14 protein-coding genes and 1 riboswitch are annotated in these 16544 nt (G+C 73.9%); of the genes, 6 read left to right on the forward strand and 8 right to left on the reverse strand.

All coding sequences use genetic code 11. The annotated features are described in order from the left end of the window. Nucleotides 1-5: 5 nt before the first annotated feature. The 5 genes from ACSDG8_RS29835 to ACSDG8_RS29855 form a co-directional block, all read right to left on the reverse strand. Nucleotides 6-743 carry an amino acid ABC transporter ATP-binding protein gene (locus ACSDG8_RS29835; protein WP_210895242.1) on the reverse strand — a complete coding sequence of 246 codons (738 nt, stop codon included), beginning with the start codon at nt 741-743 and terminating at the stop codon, nt 6-8. Beyond that, nucleotides 740-1516 carry an amino acid ABC transporter permease gene (locus tag ACSDG8_RS29840; protein WP_210895241.1) on the reverse strand — a complete coding sequence of 259 codons (777 nt, stop codon included), beginning with the start codon at nt 1514-1516 and terminating at the stop codon, nt 740-742. The genes ACSDG8_RS29835 and ACSDG8_RS29840 overlap by 4 nt, the downstream gene beginning before the upstream one ends. 38 nt (nt 1517-1554) lie before the next feature. Continuing rightward, the gene (locus ACSDG8_RS29845; RefSeq protein ID WP_210895240.1) at nt 1555-2409 is read right to left on the reverse strand and encodes an ABC transporter substrate-binding protein; all 855 of its coding nucleotides are present in this window, start codon (nt 2407-2409) and stop codon (nt 1555-1557) included. Between the two features lie 106 nt (nt 2410-2515). Continuing rightward, nucleotides 2516-2641: a hypothetical protein gene (locus ACSDG8_RS29850; RefSeq protein WP_255358569.1), complete on the reverse strand. Its 126-nt coding sequence runs from the start codon at nt 2639-2641 to the stop codon at nt 2516-2518. Between the two features lie 33 nt (nt 2642-2674). Continuing rightward, nucleotides 2675-2785: riboswitch (SAM riboswitch) on the reverse strand. Nucleotides 2786-2854: 69 nt separating this feature from the next. Then, nucleotides 2855-4330: an NAD(P)/FAD-dependent oxidoreductase gene (locus ACSDG8_RS29855; protein ID WP_210895239.1), complete on the reverse strand. Its 1476-nt coding sequence runs from the start codon at nt 4328-4330 to the stop codon at nt 2855-2857. A gap of 326 nt (nt 4331-4656) precedes the next feature. On the opposite strand from ACSDG8_RS29855, the gene ACSDG8_RS29860 reads away from it, so the two are divergent. Together ACSDG8_RS29860 and ACSDG8_RS29865 are read left to right on the forward strand one after the other, a co-directional pair. Then, on the forward strand, nt 4657-6009 hold the full coding sequence (locus tag ACSDG8_RS29860) for a hypothetical protein (protein WP_247678698.1): 1353 nt from the start codon (nt 4657-4659) through the stop codon (nt 6007-6009). Nucleotides 6010-6073: 64 nt separating this feature from the next. Continuing rightward, nucleotides 6074-6526, forward strand: coding sequence for a hypothetical protein (locus ACSDG8_RS29865; RefSeq protein WP_210895238.1), 453 nt, complete (start codon nt 6074-6076; stop codon nt 6524-6526). 1 nt (nt 6527) lies between these two features. Here ACSDG8_RS29865 and ACSDG8_RS29870 read toward each other — a convergent pair whose 3' ends face one another. Both ACSDG8_RS29870 and ACSDG8_RS29875 read right to left on the reverse strand, forming a co-directional pair. Beyond that, complete coding sequence (locus tag ACSDG8_RS29870) at nt 6528-9053, reverse strand: DUF6493 family protein (RefSeq protein WP_210895237.1); 2526 nt, start codon at nt 9051-9053, stop codon at nt 6528-6530. After that, nucleotides 9050-10384 (reverse strand): SWIM zinc finger family protein, encoded by a 1335-nt coding sequence (locus tag ACSDG8_RS29875; RefSeq protein WP_210895236.1) that lies wholly within the window; start codon nt 10382-10384, stop codon nt 9050-9052. Before ACSDG8_RS29875 ends, ACSDG8_RS29870 begins: the two co-directional genes overlap by 4 nt. A gap of 59 nt (nt 10385-10443) precedes the next feature. Here ACSDG8_RS29875 and ACSDG8_RS29880 point away from each other — a divergent pair, with 59 nt between their 5' ends. Together ACSDG8_RS29880 and ACSDG8_RS29885 are read left to right on the forward strand one after the other, a co-directional pair. Beyond that, complete coding sequence (locus tag ACSDG8_RS29880; RefSeq protein ID WP_174534894.1) at nt 10444-10986, forward strand: GNAT family N-acetyltransferase; 543 nt, start codon at nt 10444-10446, stop codon at nt 10984-10986. Between the two features lie 38 nt (nt 10987-11024). Further along, the gene (locus tag ACSDG8_RS29885) at nt 11025-11435 is read left to right on the forward strand and encodes a type II toxin-antitoxin system Phd/YefM family antitoxin (protein WP_210895235.1); all 411 of its coding nucleotides are present in this window, start codon (nt 11025-11027) and stop codon (nt 11433-11435) included. A gap of 48 nt (nt 11436-11483) precedes the next feature. Here ACSDG8_RS29885 and pgi read toward each other — a convergent pair whose 3' ends face one another. Then, entirely contained in the window at nt 11484-13118 is a 1635-nt protein-coding gene (gene pgi / locus ACSDG8_RS29890) for a glucose-6-phosphate isomerase (protein WP_210895234.1), read from the reverse strand. A gap of 248 nt (nt 13119-13366) precedes the next feature. On the opposite strand from pgi, the gene ACSDG8_RS29895 reads away from it, so the two are divergent. Together ACSDG8_RS29895 and ACSDG8_RS29900 are read left to right on the forward strand one after the other, a co-directional pair. Next, nucleotides 13367-15337: an ABC transporter ATP-binding protein gene (locus ACSDG8_RS29895; RefSeq protein WP_210895233.1), complete on the forward strand. Its 1971-nt coding sequence runs from the start codon at nt 13367-13369 to the stop codon at nt 15335-15337. A gap of 78 nt (nt 15338-15415) precedes the next feature. Beyond that, the gene (locus ACSDG8_RS29900; RefSeq protein WP_210895232.1) at nt 15416-16465 is read left to right on the forward strand and encodes an aldo/keto reductase; all 1050 of its coding nucleotides are present in this window, start codon (nt 15416-15418) and stop codon (nt 16463-16465) included. Nucleotides 16466-16544: the final 79 nt, after the last annotated feature.

The raw sequence follows: 16544 nt of genomic DNA on the forward strand, positions 1-16544 counted from the left end.
CCTGCTCACAGCACCTGGGACAGGAAGCGCCGCAGCCGCGGGTGCTCCGGCGCCTCGAACACCGCCTCCGGCGGGCCGGACTCCAGCACCACGCCGGCGTCCATGAACGCCACCGTGTCGGCGACGCTGCGCGCGAACCCCATCTCGTGCGTCACCACCACCATCGTCATGCCGGCCGCGGCCAGGTCGGCCATCACCGCGAGCACGCCCTTGACCAGCTCCGGGTCCAGCGCGCTGGTGGCCTCGTCGAAGAGCATCACCTGCGGGCGCAGCGCCAGCGCCCGCGCGATCGCCACGCGCTGCTGCTGGCCGCCGGAGAGCTGCGCCGGCCGCGCGTCGGCCTTGCCGGCCAGGCCGACCAGGTCGAGCTGGGCGCGGGCGAGCGCCACCGCCTCGTCCTCGCCGAGCTTCTTCAGCTTGCGCAGCGCCAGCGTGACGTTGCGCAGCACGCTCAGGTGCGGGAAGAGATTGAACTGCTGGAACACCATGCCGACACGCTGGCGCAGCGCGTCCGGGTCGTCGCGCAGCACGCTGCGGCCGTCCAGCAGCACGTCGCCCCGGTCCGGCTCGATCAGCCGGTTGATCGTGCGCAGCAGCGTCGACTTGCCGGAACCGGACGGGCCGATGACGCAGGCGGCGCCGCCGCGCGCCACGTCCAGGTCCGCGCCGCGCAGCACCCGGTGCGCGCCGAAGGCCAGATGCACGTCGCGGACGGCCAGGCTGACCGAGGTGGTGGTGGTCATCGCGGGTCCTTTCCGGACGGGGTGAGGTCGACCGGCTCGGCGTCGGGCTCGGGCTCGGGCGGGGCGGCCGGGCGGCCCTGCCGCAGCCGCCGGTCCAGCCAGTTGACCGCGTGGGTCAGCGGCACGGTCAGCGTCAGGTAGAACAGCCCGGCCAGCAGCAGCGCGGACTGGTTACCGGTGTTCGCCGCGTAGTCCTGCCCGATCCGGAACAACTCCCGCTGGCTTGCCAGCAGGCCGAGGAAGTAGACCAGGCTGGAGTCCTTGATCAGCGAGATGAGCTGGTTGACCCAGGCGGGCAGCACCCGGCGTACGCCCTGCGGGATGATCACCAGGCGCATCGCCTCGCCCCAGGAGAAGCCGAGCGCCCGCGCGCCCTCCAACTGGGCGGCCTCCACGCTCAGGATGCCGGCCCGAAAGATCTCACCCAGGTAGGCGGAGGCGATCAGGGACAGCGCCAGCACGCCCAGCGGATAGGGGTTCGGACCCCAGACCTGCATGCCCAGCGGCGCCAGGCCCACGCCGATGAGCAGGATGGTCGCCGCGGCCGGCAGGCCGCGGAACACGTCGGTGTAGACCCGTGCCGGCCACCGCAACCATCGGGTACGCGAGATGCCGGCGACGGCCAGCAGCATGCCCAGCACCGAGCCGAGCAGGGCGGCGGAGACCGCCAGGGTGAGCGTGTTGGGCAGTCCGACGGTCAGCATCTCCGGCAGCGCCTCGCGCATCGACTCCCAGTCGAAGAACGTCTCCCAGAGGGTGCTCAGTGGGTCCATGTCCGCTCCGTCCGCCCTGCTCGTGCTCGGTTACCGGTTCAGGAGGCGGCCGACGGCGCCGGCGCCGCCACCGACCCACTGCCGGGCTTGAAGTCGGCCGGGATCGGCCGCCCCGGGTAGTACTCGGCCTGCAGGCGGGTCCAGGTGCCGTCGGCGATCACCTCGTCCAGGCCCTTGTTCAGCGCCTCGCGCAGCTTGTCGTTGCCCTTCGCCACGGCGAACGCGGTCGGGGTGGGGCTGAGCTGCTTCGCCGCGACCTTGATCTTGCCGTTGCTGTCCGCGGCGGACTTGTCGCCGATCTCCGCCGGAGCGATCCAGGCGTCAGCGGTGCCGGCCTTGAGCTGGTTGATCGCGCTGTTGTAGTCGGGCACGCGCACCGGGTCGAGGTTCTGCTTGGTCGCGTAGTCGTCCTGCACGGTGCCCTGCACCACCACCACGCGCTTGCCGGCGAGCTGGTCGAAGCCGGTGAGCGCGGAGCCGGCCGGCACGTCCAGGCCGAAGTAGCCGAAGTCGTAGCCGTTGCCGAAGTCCACCGTCTTCTTCCGGGCCTCGGTGATCGTGATCGAGGAGCTGCCCACGTCGAACTTGCCGCTGTTGACCTGGGAGAGCAGCGCGGAGAAGTCGGTGCCGACGAACTCCACCTTCAGGTCGATCTTGGCGGCCACGGCCCGCAGCAGCTCGTTGTCGAAGCCGGTGAACTTCCCGTCCTTGAGGAAGACGTTCGGCGGGGCGTCGGTGAGCGTGCCGGCGCGGATCACGCCGGGCTGCAGCAGGCCGTACGGGTTGTCGGCCGCGTCGGTGTCGTCGCCGCCGCAGGCGGTGAGCGCGGTGACGGCGAGCAGGGCCGCCGCGCCGACGGCGACAGCACGGGTCAGGACGGTACGGAAACGCACGATGTCTCTCCAGAGTGGATGGACGCGCGGGATGCGCGTCGACGCCGGCCCGCCGGACAGACAGCCGGGCCGGAGAAGGTGGATCGGGAAGAGGGGTGGCGCTCGCTCAGCGCGCGAGGCGACAGGCGTCGCTGCACACCCGCATCAGGTCGACGTGGCGGCGCTTGACCAGCGCGAAGCGGGCCGGATACGCGGCGACGTCACCGGAGGGGGTGGAAGGTGGTACGGACATCGGTCTCCCTGGTCTGGTGCTGACCTGGGTGCCAGGCCACGCTTGCACCGGCGGCTGCCGGTGCCTGGTCTTCACCCGGGGCACCCCACCGCGGAGGAGGGTTGCCGGCCAGCGAGCCGGGGCTTCGCGCTGGCGCTCATGACCTGGCCAGAAGGCTATCAGCACCGCCGTGGCGGTCGTCCAGCGGTTATGACCACCCTCACGCGCAGCGCCTTACCGCCGGGCCGGGACGACCGGCGCGTCCCGGCCGGTGCCGTGCCGCGATGGGCCGCGCTGCTCGTGGTAGTCCTGTTCCACGTTGACGGTCCAGACGTCGTGCTCCGCGCCGTGCGCGATGTTCTCCGCGGTCAGCATCGCGGTGAGCATCGAGTGGTCGGCGTTGTTGTACCGGTGCATGCCGTTGCGCCCGACCGGGTGCACGTTCGGCACGTTCGCGGCCAGCCAGCCCCGGATCACGTCGACGTTGCGCTGGTACCGCTCGTCGTAGACCGGGTACGCCTTCGGCATCCGCACCACGTAGCCGGCCTCCACGCAGCCGGGCTTGACCAGGCCCAGCCGCTCCAGCTCGGCGGTGGCGAACGCGACCAGGTCGGCGTCCGGCGTCCGCCACATCTCGTCGTCCTCGAACACGAAGTACTCCAGCCCCAGGCAGGTCCGCCCGTCCTTGACCAGGTACGGCGACCAGGAGCCGAAGTTCTGGATCCGGCCCACCCGGGCCGCCGGGTCGTGCACGTAGATCCAGTTGTCCGGGAACGAGAACTCCGCCGGCACCACGAGCGCGACGGTCAGGAAGTCCCGGTACCGCAGGTCGTCGGCGGCCGCCCGCACCTCGGGCGGCGCCTCCGGGCGCATCGCCCGCACCAGCGCGGAGATCGGCATCGAGGAGATCACATGGTCGGCCGGCTCGGTCCGCTCGCCGTCCGCGTCGACCAGCGTCACCGCTGTCGCCCGCCGGGCCGCCGGGTCCCGCCGTACCTCGGTCACCCAGGCGCCGGTGCGTACCGTGCCGCCACGCCGGGCGACCTCCTCGGCGCAGCGTTCCCACATCATCCCGGGGCCGTGCTTCGGGTACTGGAACTCCTCGATCAGGCTGGTCACGTCCGTGCGGTCGCGCCGGGGCAGCAGCGCGTTGCGCATCGCGGTCGCCAGCGACAGGTTCTTGATCCGCTGGGCGGCCCAGTCGGCCTGCAACTGGTCCGCCGGCATCCCCCAGACCTTCTCCGTGTACGTCTTGAAGAAGATCGAGTAGAGCCGCCACCCGAACCGCGCCGACACCCACCCCTCGAAGTGCGACTGGTCCTTCGGCGGGCGCAGCCGGGCCCGGCCGTACGAGGCCAGGCAGCGCGCCGCCTCCAGCAGGCCGAGGTTGCGCAGCGCGTTGCCGGCGCTGAGTGGATAGTCGAACAGCGCCCCGCGGTAGTAGATCCGGCTCATCCGCGGCCGGAGCAGGAAGTCGTCGTCCGGCAGGATCTCGTGCCAGAAGTCCTCGACCCGGGACACCTTGGTGAAGAAGCGGTGCCCGCCGATGTCGAAGCGCCAGCCGTCGCGCTCCACGGTCCGGCTGATCCCGCCCACCACGTCGTCGGCCTCGTAGACCCGGACCGGCTCGCCGTGGCGCAGCAGTTCGTACGCGGCGGTCAACCCGGCCGGTCCCGCCCCGATGATCACGGTTCCGTCGCCGTCACCCATGCCGTCCGCGCCCCCCGCCGTCAGCCTGCCGATGCGGCCTCGCGCATACCCGCCCTGCCGCCGTCCTCACCTGCGCGCCCGCACGAATCCGCCGACCACTCACCCCTCTCACCGCCCGCCCCGGCCCTCGCCCCGCCCGGCCGCCCCGTCCCCGGTCGCCCCGTCGATCATGAAGTTGACGGCGTTCGGGGTCCGATTTGTCGCCGCTAACCTCATGATCGACGGGGTCGTGGCCGGGCCGGACGGGTGTGGGCGGGGCCGGATGGGGAAAGCGGGCCGGGTTTCCGGCCGGGCACGTCGGCCAGGGGCCGAGCGTTGGGAGCGCGATGGCGGAGGAGCGGCGGGTCGATCCCGGCGGCGCGGTCGAACCCGAACGCGCGGCCGAGCCCGAACGCGCGGCCGAACCCGAACGCGCGGTCGAACCCACACGCGCGGCCGAACCCGAACGCACGGCCGGCCCTGCCGACGGGGGGCGCTCCGGGCGTACCGGATGGTGGTCGCGCAGGGCTCCGGTCGTCCGCCGGCTGCCCGAGCCCTGGGGATTCGTGTTCGCCGTCTTCGTCGGCTCGAAGCTCGTGCTCAGCCTGCTCGGCGTGCTGGTGCTGGCCGCCTGGGACGGGGTGCCCGGCGCGCCGCCGCCCGACGAGATCGGGATGCGGGAGCAGCAGGACGCGATCTCGTCGCACCGCTGGTTCTCGCTCTGGTTCGCCTGGGACTCGTTCCTCTACGAGCACCTGGCCCGGCTGCCACTGGACCGGCCGTGGCCCGACTTCGGGTTCCCGCTGCTCTATCCGTTCCTGGCCCGGCCGCTCGCGCCGCTGCTCGGCGGGCACACCGCCTCGGCTCTGCTGCTCGTGAGCAACGTGGCGCTGGTGTTCCAGCTCTACTTCGCGTACCGGCTGGGGGGCCGGCTGCTCGGCGGCGCGGGACCGGCCGACGGCCGGCGAGCGGTCCGGTACCTGCTGCTCCTGCCGACGGCGTTCCTGTTCCAGGCGGCGCTCACCGAGTCGCTGTTCGTCTGCCTCGCGCTGGCCGCCTTCTGGTACGCCGAGCGGAGCCGCTGGCTGGTCGTCGGCGTGGTCGGATACTTCCTGGCGATGAGCCGATCGGTCGGCTTCCTCGTGGTGGTGCCGCTGGCGCTGGTGCTGCTGCGCGAGCACGGCTGGCGGGCCGGCCCCCGCGCGTGGCCGCGCCTGCTGCGGCAGGGCTGGCCGCTGGTGCTGGTCCCGGCGGGCTGGCTGACGTTCATGGCGTTCTGTCGCTGGCAGAGCGGTGACTGGTTCGCCTACCAGCACGCGCAGGAGACCGGCTGGGGCATCCGGTTGCAGAACCCGGTCGCGACGGCGGTGTCCGCGCTGACCGGCGGCAACTCGGCCGACGCGCTGCGCGTCTGGATCGCGGTGGCGACGCTGGTGGTGGCGGTCGTCGGGCTGCGCCGCCGGGCCGACTGGCCATACCTGGTCTACGCGCTCGTCGTGGTGCTGGTGCCGCTGTCGATGGGACCGCCGGTGTACAAGAGCCTGCTGCGCTACCTGCTCGCCGCGTTCCCGGTCGCGTTCGTGCTGGCCCGCTGGGCGCGCCGGCCCGGCCTCGACGGCTGGCTGACCGCCGCGCTGGCGCTGCTGCAGGGCGCGTTGTTCGCGGTGTGGCTCACCTACTGGACCCACCTGATCATCTGACTGCTCCGGCCCGCCCCGCCGTCGTCGTCCGGCGCCATGCCCGGGCGGACCGCAGAATGGGCGGATGAGCGACCGGCGGGTGACAGTCGACGACCTCGGCGCCTGGTTGATCAAGGGCAACGCGGACGCGGTGGACCTGGCGGCCCGCTTCGCCGCCGACCCGCGCGTCACCGGCTGGTGCGTCCGCCCCGGCTACCGGGTACGCCTGATGCGCGCCGGCCAGCCGGTGGTGTTCTGGGCCAGCGGCAGCCGGGGCCGGGCGCCGTACGGCGTCTGGGGCGTCGGACGGATCGCCGCCCCGCCGCAGCCAGGCGCGCCGGGCGAGGCGTGGACCGCGCCGCTGGACCTGACGATCCTGGACGAGCCACTGCGGGTACGCCGCGAGGTGCTGCGCGCCGACCCACGGCTGGCCGGAGCCGAGGTGCTCCGGCAGCCGCAGGCGGCGAACCCGTCCTACCTGACCGTGGCGCAGTTCGACGCGCTGCGCGCCTACCTGCCCCGCGACGGCGGCGGCTGATTCAGGCGGCCAGGGCGGCGGTGAGCCGGCGGGCCTCGGCGACCAGCCGGCTGCTGCCGCCCCGGGCCACCACGTCGGCCAGCCCGGGCACCTCGATCCGCACGCCCGTCGCGGTCGCCGCCTCCGCCGCCAGCGCGAGCAGGTCCGGCGTGCCCCGGGGTGGCTTCGGCTCGGCCAGCAGCGGCGGCAACGCGGCGGCGAGCAGCCGCCAGACGCTCAGCCGGGCGCCCGCCGCCAGCGCGTCCCGCAGCGGCGTGACGGCCCGGGTGAGGATCACCTGCCCCTGCGCTCCGATCTCGCCCAGGTGCCCGCCGACTCCAGGTGCGTCCAGGTCACCGGCGGCGGCCAGGAGCAGCAGCGCGTCGAGCGCGGCGACCCGGTCCGCCTCGTGCCGGGCACACAGCCCGTACGCCACGGCCAGGTCCAGCGCCGGCCCGCCCGCGCCCGTGCACTCGGCGAGCGCCAGCAGGACCGGCCCTCGTCCGCCGAGATCCTCCTGTGCGGCCATGGCCAGTTCGGGGAGCACTTGGGCGGCGACCACGCCCCGGTGTCCGGGCAGCACGGCCGGCCACAGGTCGCCGGTGCCGAACATCCGGGCGCCGATCGCCGGGGGCGTCAGGGTGATCAGGCCGAACGGGTCGCCCACGTCGACCGACGGGGTGAGCGTGACCAGCCGGCGTCGTTCCGGCAGGAACTCGTAGACCCAGTCGCGTCCACGGGACCGGTCCCGCCGGCCCACCGTCACCACCTCCTGCGCCGGCACCGGCAGGATCTCGCCGCGCAACCAGGCCGCCAGTTCGGACCCGACGGTCGTGCCGAGCGCCTCCGCGCGTGCCGCCAGCGGCTCGTCGACCACGGCCGGCAGGCGCAGGAACGCCTGCGCGCAGTCCCACTGCCAGTACGGCCGCTCGCCGAGCGCGGCCAGCCGCTCGTAGAGCACCTGCGGTTCGATCGCCCCGGTGGCCGAGGTGGGCGCGGACAACAGCCCGGGATCGTCATGCCCGTCCAGTCGCTGCCCGGCCTCGGCCAGTCGCAAGCGGTAGAGCCACATCGGTGCGGGACGCCCGGACGCCGCCTCGGCGGACCGGGACGTCGCCAGCACCGACGCCCAGTAGTCCCGGCGGCGCGTGGCCTCCCCGATTCCGGCGGCGGCCAGCAGCAACCCGTTTACCTGCGCCGAGGGGAGGAACCGGCCGAGGACCGTGTGGTGATCGACCACCCCCGCCCGGCGCAGCACCGGGCCCAGCGCCGCCGCGACCCGGTCGCGCTCGCGGGTGCCCAACCGCACCAGGCCGTCCACGACCCGTTCGAGAACCGCTGTCGGCCACTGCCCGCGCAGGGCCGCCGCGACCTCCTCCGCCAGTTCGTCCACGTCGTCGATCGGAGGCGGCGCGACCGCTGCCGGCAGTGGCGGCGGGAGGTCGTCGCGGGCCTCCGCCACCGTGGCGACAGCCACCGGCCGGTGACCGTGCCGCGCCGCCAGCGCCAGCGCGCGCTCCCGCAGGCCGGCGTCGGGGTGGTCGGCCGCCACGGCGAGCACCGCGCCGATCTCCGCCGCCTGCTCCGGGTGCTGCCGGGCCAGCCGGTCGAGCCAGGTCAACTGCGCCCGGACCAGCGCCTTCTCCGGCCGGGCCAGCACCGTGCGGGCGGCGTCCCACAGCGCCTCCGGCTCGGCGGCGTCACCGGCCTCCCGCAGCGTCCGCAGCGCCGCGAGGGCCACCGGCCCCGGCCCGTCGGCGAGCAGCCGCAGATAGGCGCTCGACCGCACCGCCACCTCGTCCGGGGTCGGCGCGAGCAGGTCGTGCAGGGCCAGGAACGGGCGCAGCGCGCCCGGCCGGTCGCCGCGCAGCAGCCGGCCGAGCACACCGTTGAGCAGCACCGCCCGGTCGAGCCGGCCCTCCGCCGCCAGCGCCGCCAGCGCCCGGGGCAGCGCATTCGCGTCCGTGCCCGCGCCGTCGCCGCGGGCCAGCTCGGTGCCCACGCCGTCCACCTCGAACAGGCGCGGCAGCAGCGCGTCCAGGAACGGGTCCGCGCGCAGCCGGTCCACGGTCGGCGGGCGCGTCCCGCGCGGATCCGGCCAGCCCTGCGCGGCGGCCCAGCCACGCACGAAGTCGTCCCCGGTCGGCGGCGGCGCCTTCTCCGCCAGCAGGAGACCGGCGACGAACTGCCAGCCCGCCATCATCCGGTCCCGGGGGAGACGGTCGGCCAGCTTGTACGCCACGTCGGCCAGCCAGGTCACCCCGCGATCCCGGGCCACGTCGACCACCGGCGCCGCGTCGACGCCGTTCAGCCAGACCGAGCGGCGGCCGAGCAGCGCGGCCACCTTCGTCGGCGTGCTCAGCGTCCCCACCGCGGCCATCGCCAGCGTCGCCGCCTCGCCCTGCCACCACCAGGCGTCCCGCCTGCGGCGCACGTCGGCGAGCAACTCGTCGCCGAGCGCCCGCCGGGCCGGCTCGTCCAGCCCGGCCAGGGCGGACCGGACCTCCGACCTCCTGCCGCTCACCACCGCCTCGACGAAGCCGGTCACGACAGCGCCTCCACCGGCGCCGCGACCATCGACACGGCCAGCGCGTGCCGACACGGCCCCCGCTGCCCGCGGTGCCGCGCCCACCAGCGGCACGTGCAGGAGTACGCGCCGTCCGGGTGGCGGCGTACCCGGTAGGTCTCGGCGCCGGTGCGTACCGTCGCGTCCTCGCCGTCGTGCTCGACCGCGCCGCGCTCGACCAGCGCCCGCGCGCCGAGCAGCCGCGGGTTGTCCCGCTCCGCGCGGCCCGCGTCGTAGGGCATCACCCGGTGGAAGTACGCCCCGTCCGCCACGTCGTACCCGACCCGCCCGGCGGTGCCCAGCTGGGCGAGCGCGGCGCGCACCCGCTCGTCGGGCAGCGCGGCGGCGTCGGCCAGCGCGGCCACGTCGATCGTCGGATCCCAGTTCAGCAGCGCGCCCACCAGTTCCGCGTCGTCCACCACGTCGTCACCGGCGAGCGCCGCCAGCGCCGCGCCCTCACCGGAGAACCCCCGGTACGGCTCGGGGGACAGCGTCAGCGACACCCGCAGCGCCCCGGTGTCCAGCTCCCACGTGCTCGGCACGGCCGGCGAACCGGCGCGCACCGCCGGGCCGTACACCCGCAGCGTGCGGGCGTGGCGCAGCACGCCGCGCAACGCCGCCAGCCGGCCCGCGCCGGCCAGGCAGACCGCGCCCGGCGCCGGGCGGGAGGTCAGCCGCAGCGTACGCCCGGCGGGTACCGCCCACAGCACGCTGCGGTCGTTCGCGGCGGGCAGCCGGCGCAGGAACGCCGCCGCCTCCGCCGCGGGGATCTCGGCGCGCGGCTCGAAGCCGGCGGTGAGCACGTGCACCTCGGCGAAGCCGCGCAGCCAGCGGCCGGGCAGCGGCACCTTCCGCTCGACCACCGAGCCGTCCATGGTGGAGACGGTCAGGTCGTCCGGGCCGACCGCCACGTGCAGCGGCTCGATGCCGCCCACCCGGGCCAGCGCCTCCCGCAGCGGCGGGTTCACGTCCACGTTCGTGGTGCCGTGGCCGCTGATCTCGCCGTCCAGCCCGGCCGGCAGCACGTCCATCCGCGCGTACACCCCGCAGCAACCGGAGAACGACTCGAACCGCAGGCGGCCCCGGCTGCCGGTCACCACCGGATCGAGGCTGGCCGGGTTGACCGGCTGGTGGTAGCGGGTGCGGGCCACCTCGGCGACGGCGAGCAGCCCGGCCGCCGCCGCGGCCGGGGCGGTGAGGAACCCGGCGAAGAAGCGCGGGTTGGCCGCCGGGCCGCCGCAGGTCTGCAGATCGAGACCGGCGGTGCGCAGCGCGGACGGCTGGAGGTATCGGTACGTTTGAACGGCGTTCACGGCGCAGACCGTAGAGGGACCGACCGACAAAAGCGCGACGGTCCTGCTAGCTTCCTCGGATGTTCGCCCACGCCCTCACCGACGACGCCGAGCTGCGTCCACTGTCGCCCTGGCACGCCGACGAGTTCCTGGCCAACCTCGACCGCTGCCGCGACCACATCTCACCGTGGGTCGGCGCGTCCTTCGTCGCCACCGACGCCGAGTCGGCCCGCAAGGTCCTCCAGGCGTACGCCGACCGGTGGGCCCGCGACGACGGCGGCCTCTGGGGCATCTGGCAGCGCGGCACGCTCGTCGGCGGCGTGCTGTTCGTGTCGCTGAGCACCGCGCGCGGGGTGTGCGAGGCGGGCTGCTGGCTGGAACCCGGCGCCGAGGGGCAGGGCCTGGTCACCCGCGCCGCGCGCGTGATCATCGACTGGGCGGTACGGGAGCGCGGCATCCACCGGGTCGAGTGGATCACGAAGGCCGGCAACGACCGCAGCATCGCCGTCGCCCGGCGGCTCGGGATGAGCCGCGACGGCGTCCTGCGCGGGGCCGCCGCGACGCCGGAGGGCCGCGCCGACATGGAGGTCTGGTCGGTGCTGGCGCCGGAATGGACCGCCTGACCGCCGAAACTGTCGTACCCGGACGTGAACATGTGTCCATGGCTGTCCCCGCACTGGCCGACCGGTCCCCGCAGCCGCGCGCCCTGCCGCTGCGCGAGGTCCGCACCCGGCTCACCCAGCTCGTCTCCCTGGCCGAGCTGACCGACACCGTCACCCTCGTCACCCGCGACGGCGATCCCCGCCCGATCGCGGCGATCGTGCCCGCGCCGGCCGCCCGCACCGGGGCCCAGGCGCGTGCCGACGCCGACCGGGTCGCCACGATCAGCGCCGGCTGGGCCCGCCGCCTGGAGGAGCTGCACCAGCAGTCCGGCCGGCGGCACGCCGCCGAGCTGCGGGTGCTCGCCGACGCACTGGCCGAGGCGTGGGCCGAGCTGGACCGCCGCGCCCCGGCCGGCGACCCGGCGCTGATCCGGCTGCGCGCCGCGCACGCCGACCTGCTGCGCCGCTGACCCGTGGCGTCCCGGCCGGTTGCGCGCGGGACGCCACGGGGTACGCGGTCAGCTCCGGCCGCGCTCGGCCCGGTAGCGGCGGATCAGCTCGGCGGTCGAGGTGTCCACGTCGGCCAGGTCCGGGTCCGGCCCGGTGAGCTTCGGCGCGAGCTGGTTGGCCATCACCTTGCCCAGCTCCACACCCCACTGGTCGAAGGCGTTGATGTCCCAGACCGCGGCCTCGGTGAACACGATGTGCTCGTAGAGCGCGATCAGCTGGCCCAGCGTCGACGGGGTGAGCTTCGGCGCCAGGATCGACGTGGTCGGGTGGTTGCCCGCCATCACCCGGTGCGCCACCACCTCGGGCGCGGTGCCCTCGGCCTCCACCTGCTCCCGGGTCCGCCCGAACGCCAGCGCGGCGGTCTGGGCGAAGAAGTTCGACATGAACAGGTCGTGCATGTCGCCCAGGTCGTGGTTGGGCCGGCTGAACGCGATGAAGTCCGCCGGGATCAGCCGGGTGCCCTGGTGGATGAGCTGGTAGAAGGCGTGCTGGCCGTTGGTGCCCGGCTCACCCCAGAAGATCTCCCCGGTCGGGTACGTCACCGGCGAGCCGTCGACGCGTACCGACTTGCCGTTGCTCTCCATGGTGAGCTGCTGGAGGTAGGCGGGGAACCGGTGCAGGTACTGCGCGTAGGGCAGCACCGCGTGGGTCTCCGCGCCGAGGAAATCGGTGTACCAGACGTTGAGCAGGCCGAGCAGCGCCGGCACGTTGCGTTCCACCGGGGCGGACCGGAAGTGCTCGTCGACAGCGTGGTAGCCGGCCAGCATCTCCCGGAACCGATCCGGCCCGATCGCCAGCATCACCGACAGGCCGACCGCCGACGGCAGCGAGTAGCGTCCGCCCACCCAGTCCCAGAAGCCGAACATGTTCTCCGGGTCGATGCCGAAGTCCCGGACCCGCTGCTCGTTGGTGCTGACCGCGACGAAGTGCCGGGCCACCGCGTCGTCGTCCGCGTCCAGCCCGGCGAGCAGCCAGCGCCGCGCCTGGTCGGCGTTGGCGAGCGTCTCCTGGGTGGAGAACGTCTTGGAGACCACGACGAACAGCGTGCTCGCCGGGTCCAGGTCGGCGGTCTTGTCGTGGATGTCGGTCGGGTCGATGTTCGACACGAACCGGCAGCTGATGCCCGCGTCCCGGTACGCCTTCAGCGCCTCGTACGCCATCACCGGCCCGAGGTCCGACCCGCCGATGCCGATGTTCACCACAGTGGTGATCCGCTCGCCGGTGTGGCCGCGCCACGAGCCGGAGCGCACCCGCTGCGCGAACGCCGACATGCGGTCCAGCACGGCGTGCACGTCGGCGACCACGTCCTGGCCGTCCACGGTGAGCGAGGCGTCCGCGGGTAGGCGCAGCGCGGTGTGCAGCACGGCCCGGTCCTCGGTGACGTTGATGTGCCGACCGGCGAACATGGCCGCGATGCGGTCGGCCAGCCCGACCCGCTCGGCAAGCGCGCCGAGCAGTGCGATCGTCTCGTCGGTGACCAGGTTCTTGCTGTAGTCCACGTGCAGGTCGGCGACCTCACCGGTGAGCCGCTCACCCCGCTGTCCGTCGGCGGCGAACAGGTCACGCAGGTGCGTGCCGCGCATCGCCTCGGCGTGCTTGCGCAGCGCCTGCCATTCGTCCGTGGTGGTGATGTCCACAGCCATCGGGTCGATCGTCTCCTTCACGACGGGCGGTCGGCCGGCCTGCGCCGGCGAACCCCACAAGCCTGCCACCCGGACCGGTCGCGCGCGACGCGACCCGGCGGCGACCACCGTGCGGGCGGGTTCTTTCCGGGCCGCCGCCCGCGTGGACACGCCGTTGGGACATCTGTACGACACGCCGGTCACGCAATGACATCTTTCGATTGCAGAAAGTAGGCTCCGGAGTCGTCGGTGTAGCGGAGGAGGCGCGTATGGCAGCGGTTTTCGGTCCTCGGCGCCCCTCGGACGAGAACTCGCCGGACGAACCCGCCCCGGCCGGGGACGCGGCGGGCGACGACTCGCCGCTGCCGGAGTTGGCGGACGGGCACTGGATGAACCGCGCCACCGAGTTCGCCCACACCAGCTTCTGGTCCGTGGCGCGCCGGCTGCCGGCCCTCGTCCGCGAGGCCATCGGCCTGGCCTGGGCGACCAGCCGCCGGGACACGCTCGCCTCGATCGGGCTCAACGTGGTCGCCGGGCTGCTCACCACCTTCGGCCTGCTCGCCACCACCGGCGTACTCCGGCAGCTCTTCGCCGCCGGGCCCACACCGGACCGGATCCGCGCGGCTCTGCCCGCGCTGCTGCTCGCGGCCGCCGCCGTGACGGCCCGGGGAGCGCTGACGGTCGCCGCCGGCTGGGCGCAGGCCCGGCTCATCCCGCAGATCAACTACCAGGTGGAACTCCGGCTCTTCGAGGCGACCACCGCCGTGGAGCTCGCCGCGTTCGACGACGCCGGGTTCGCCGAGGAGATGGACCGTGCCCGGGATCGGGGCATGGCCGAGGCCGCGTCGATCGTGGACCACACAGTGAACCTCGTGACCGGTGTCGTCGGTGTGCTGGCCACCGCCGCCGCGGTCACCGTCATCCAGCCCGTGCTGCTGCCGTGCCTGCTGCTCGCCGCCGTGCCCGAGGCCGTCACCGCGGTCAAGCTGGCGCGTCGGCAGTATCTGGCGTTGCTGGCCTGGATCACCCGTCGCCGCCGGATGTTCATGCTGGCCCGGTTGATGGCCGACCGGCACACCGCCGCCGAGATCCGTGCCTACCAGATGCGGGATTTCCTGCTCGCCGAGTACCACCGGATGATGACCGTGGAGACACAGGCCCAGCTCCGGCTGGCCCGCTCGCAGACCGTCACCCGGGGGCTCGGCCTGTCGGTGACCGGCGTGGCCGCGTTCGCGGTCTACGCGGTAACGGGCGGGCTGCTGCTGGGCGGCGTGGTGGCGCTGGCCGCGGCGGCCACCGCGCTGCTCGCGCTCCAGTCCGCGCGTACGAGCCTGCGCACGGCGGTCTTCGCCACCAACTCGCTCTACGAGGACGCCCTCTACTACCAGGACTACCGCGACTTCCTCGACCGGGCCACCCGGCGGATCCCGGCCGGCGGTCACCTGCCGGTCGACGGGTTCACCCGGATCGACGTCGAGAAGGTCAGCCTGCGCTACCCGGACACCGACACCGCAGCGGTCGACGACGTCAGCCTGACCGTGCGGCGCGGCGAGGTGATCGCGCTGGTGGGGGAGAACGGCTCCGGCAAGACGACGCTGGCGAAGCTGATCGCCGGTCTCTACCGTCCCACCGGCGGCACCATCCGCTGGGACGGCGTGGACGCCGCCGAGCTGGACCCACGGCAGACCGCCGCCCAGGTCGCGGTGATGAGCCAGGACTGGTGGAAGTTCCCGTTCACCGCCCGGCAGAACATCCGGGTCGGCCGCCACGACCGCGCCGACGGGCCCGGACCCAGCGTGGAGACCGCCGCCCGGGACGCCGCCGCGCACGACATGATCAACGAGCTGCCCTTCGGGTACGACACGCTGCTGGACCGGCAGTTCAAGAACGGCCAGGACCTGTCCGGCGGTCAGTGGCAGCGGCTGGTGGCCGCGCGCGGCCTCTACCGCGACGCCCGGCTGCTGATCTGCGACGAGCCGTCCGCCGCGCTGGACGCGCGTGCCGAGCACGCCCTCTTCCAGCACCTGCGGCGGCACCCGGACCGGGCCGTCGTGCTGATCACGCACCGGCTGGCGAACGTCCGGCACGCCGACCGGATCTTCGTGATGGACCATGGCCGGCTCGTGCAGTCAGGCGACCACGACACGTTGATGGCCGAGGGCGGGCTCTACCGGGAGCTGTTCGAGTTGCAGGCGGCCGGTTACCTCGCCGGTAGCGCGGAGTCCTCCGCCGACGGTTGACCTCCAGCGCACTCGAACTCCTACCGTGACCGGACCGCGCGCCACCCCGGCCGGCGCGGTGCGAACCAGGGAGTTCACATGCGCTATCGCGTCCTCGGCGGCACCGGCATCGAGGTCAGCGTCCACTGCCTCGGCACCATGATGTTCGGCGCGGTCGGCAACCCCGACCACGACGACTGCGCCCGGATCGTCCACGCGGCACTCGACCGCGGGATCAACTTCGTGGACACCGCCGACATGTACTCGGCCGGCGAGTCCGAGGAGATCGTCGGCAAGGCCCTGCGCGGCCGGCGCGACGACGTGGTGCTCGCCACGAAGGTGCACTTCCCGATGGGGGAGGGGCCCAACCGGGGCGGCAACTCGCGACGCTGGATCGTCCGGGCCGTGGAGGACAGCCTGCGCCGGCTCGGCACCGACTGGATCGACCTCTACCAGGTGCACCGCCCCGACCACACCACAGACGTCGAGGAGACGCTCGGCGCGCTCACCGACCTCGTCCGGGCCGGGAAGATCCGCGCGTTCGGCTGCTCGACCTTCCCGGCCGAGGAGATCGTGGAGGCGCACCACGTCGCCGAGCGCCGTGCGCTGGGCCGCTTCCGCACCGAGCAGCCGCCGTACTCGATCCTGGCGCGCGGCATCGAGACGTCGGTGCTGCCGGTCTGCCGCCGCTACCGGATGGGCGTGCTGGTGTGGAGTCCGCTGGCCTCCGGGTTCCTGTCCGGCCGCTACCGGCAGGGCCGGCCCGTCGACCTCGGCGCCGGCCGCCCGGCGCTCACCCCGGCCCGGTTCGACCCGGCGCTGCCGGGCAACGCCGCCAAGTACGCCGCCGTCGAGGAACTGGTCGCACTCGCCGACGAGGCGGGCTGCACGCTGCCGCAGCTCGCCGTGGCGTTCACGGCCGTGCACCCGGCTGTCACGTCGACCATCATCGGCCCGCGCACGATGGACCAGTTGGACGCGCTGTTCGCCGGGGCGGAGTTGACGCTCGACGACGCGGTGCTGGACCGCATCGACGAGATCGTCCCGCCCGGCACGAACCTCTACCAGCCCGACGGCGCCTGGTCCCCGCCCACGCTGACCGACCCGTCCCACCGCCGCCGCCCCCTCCCAGAGCGGGCCGCCGCCTGACCCCTTGCCCCTCCCCGCACTTCCGTCCCTCTCCGGGGCCACGCGCTTCCTGCCCGCCCTCCTCCCCGCCCTCAGCTCG

Source organism: Micromonospora sp. LA-10, assembly GCF_051853095.1.
GTDB lineage: Bacteria > Actinomycetota > Actinomycetes > Mycobacteriales > Micromonosporaceae > Micromonospora > Micromonospora echinospora_A.

Excerpts from the sequence above, each read along its gene's own strand:
- ACSDG8_RS29850 (WP_255358569.1), bottom strand. The coding sequence starts at position 2,641 with ATGTCCGTACCACCTTCCACCCCCTCCGGTGACGTCGCCGCGTATCCG.
- ACSDG8_RS29860 (WP_247678698.1), top strand. The coding sequence starts at position 4,657 with ATGGCGGAGGAGCGGCGGGTCGATCCCGGCGGCGCGGTCGAACCCGAA.
- pgi (WP_210895234.1), bottom strand. The coding sequence starts at position 13,118 with ATGGCTGTGGACATCACCACCACGGACGAATGGCAGGCGCTGCGCAAG.
- ACSDG8_RS29835 (WP_210895242.1), bottom strand. The coding sequence starts at position 743 with ATGACCACCACCACCTCGGTCAGCCTGGCCGTCCGCGACGTGCATCTG.
- ACSDG8_RS29880 (WP_174534894.1), top strand. The coding sequence starts at position 10,444 with ATGTTCGCCCACGCCCTCACCGACGACGCCGAGCTGCGTCCACTGTCG.
- ACSDG8_RS29895 (WP_210895233.1), top strand. The coding sequence starts at position 13,367 with ATGGCAGCGGTTTTCGGTCCTCGGCGCCCCTCGGACGAGAACTCGCCG.
- ACSDG8_RS29900 (WP_210895232.1), top strand. The coding sequence starts at position 15,416 with ATGCGCTATCGCGTCCTCGGCGGCACCGGCATCGAGGTCAGCGTCCAC.
- ACSDG8_RS29865 (WP_210895238.1), top strand. The coding sequence starts at position 6,074 with ATGAGCGACCGGCGGGTGACAGTCGACGACCTCGGCGCCTGGTTGATC.
- ACSDG8_RS29840 (WP_210895241.1), bottom strand. The coding sequence starts at position 1,516 with ATGGACCCACTGAGCACCCTCTGGGAGACGTTCTTCGACTGGGAGTCG.
- ACSDG8_RS29855 (WP_210895239.1), bottom strand. The coding sequence starts at position 4,330 with ATGGGTGACGGCGACGGAACCGTGATCATCGGGGCGGGACCGGCCGGG.
- ACSDG8_RS29885 (WP_210895235.1), top strand. The coding sequence starts at position 11,025 with ATGGCTGTCCCCGCACTGGCCGACCGGTCCCCGCAGCCGCGCGCCCTG.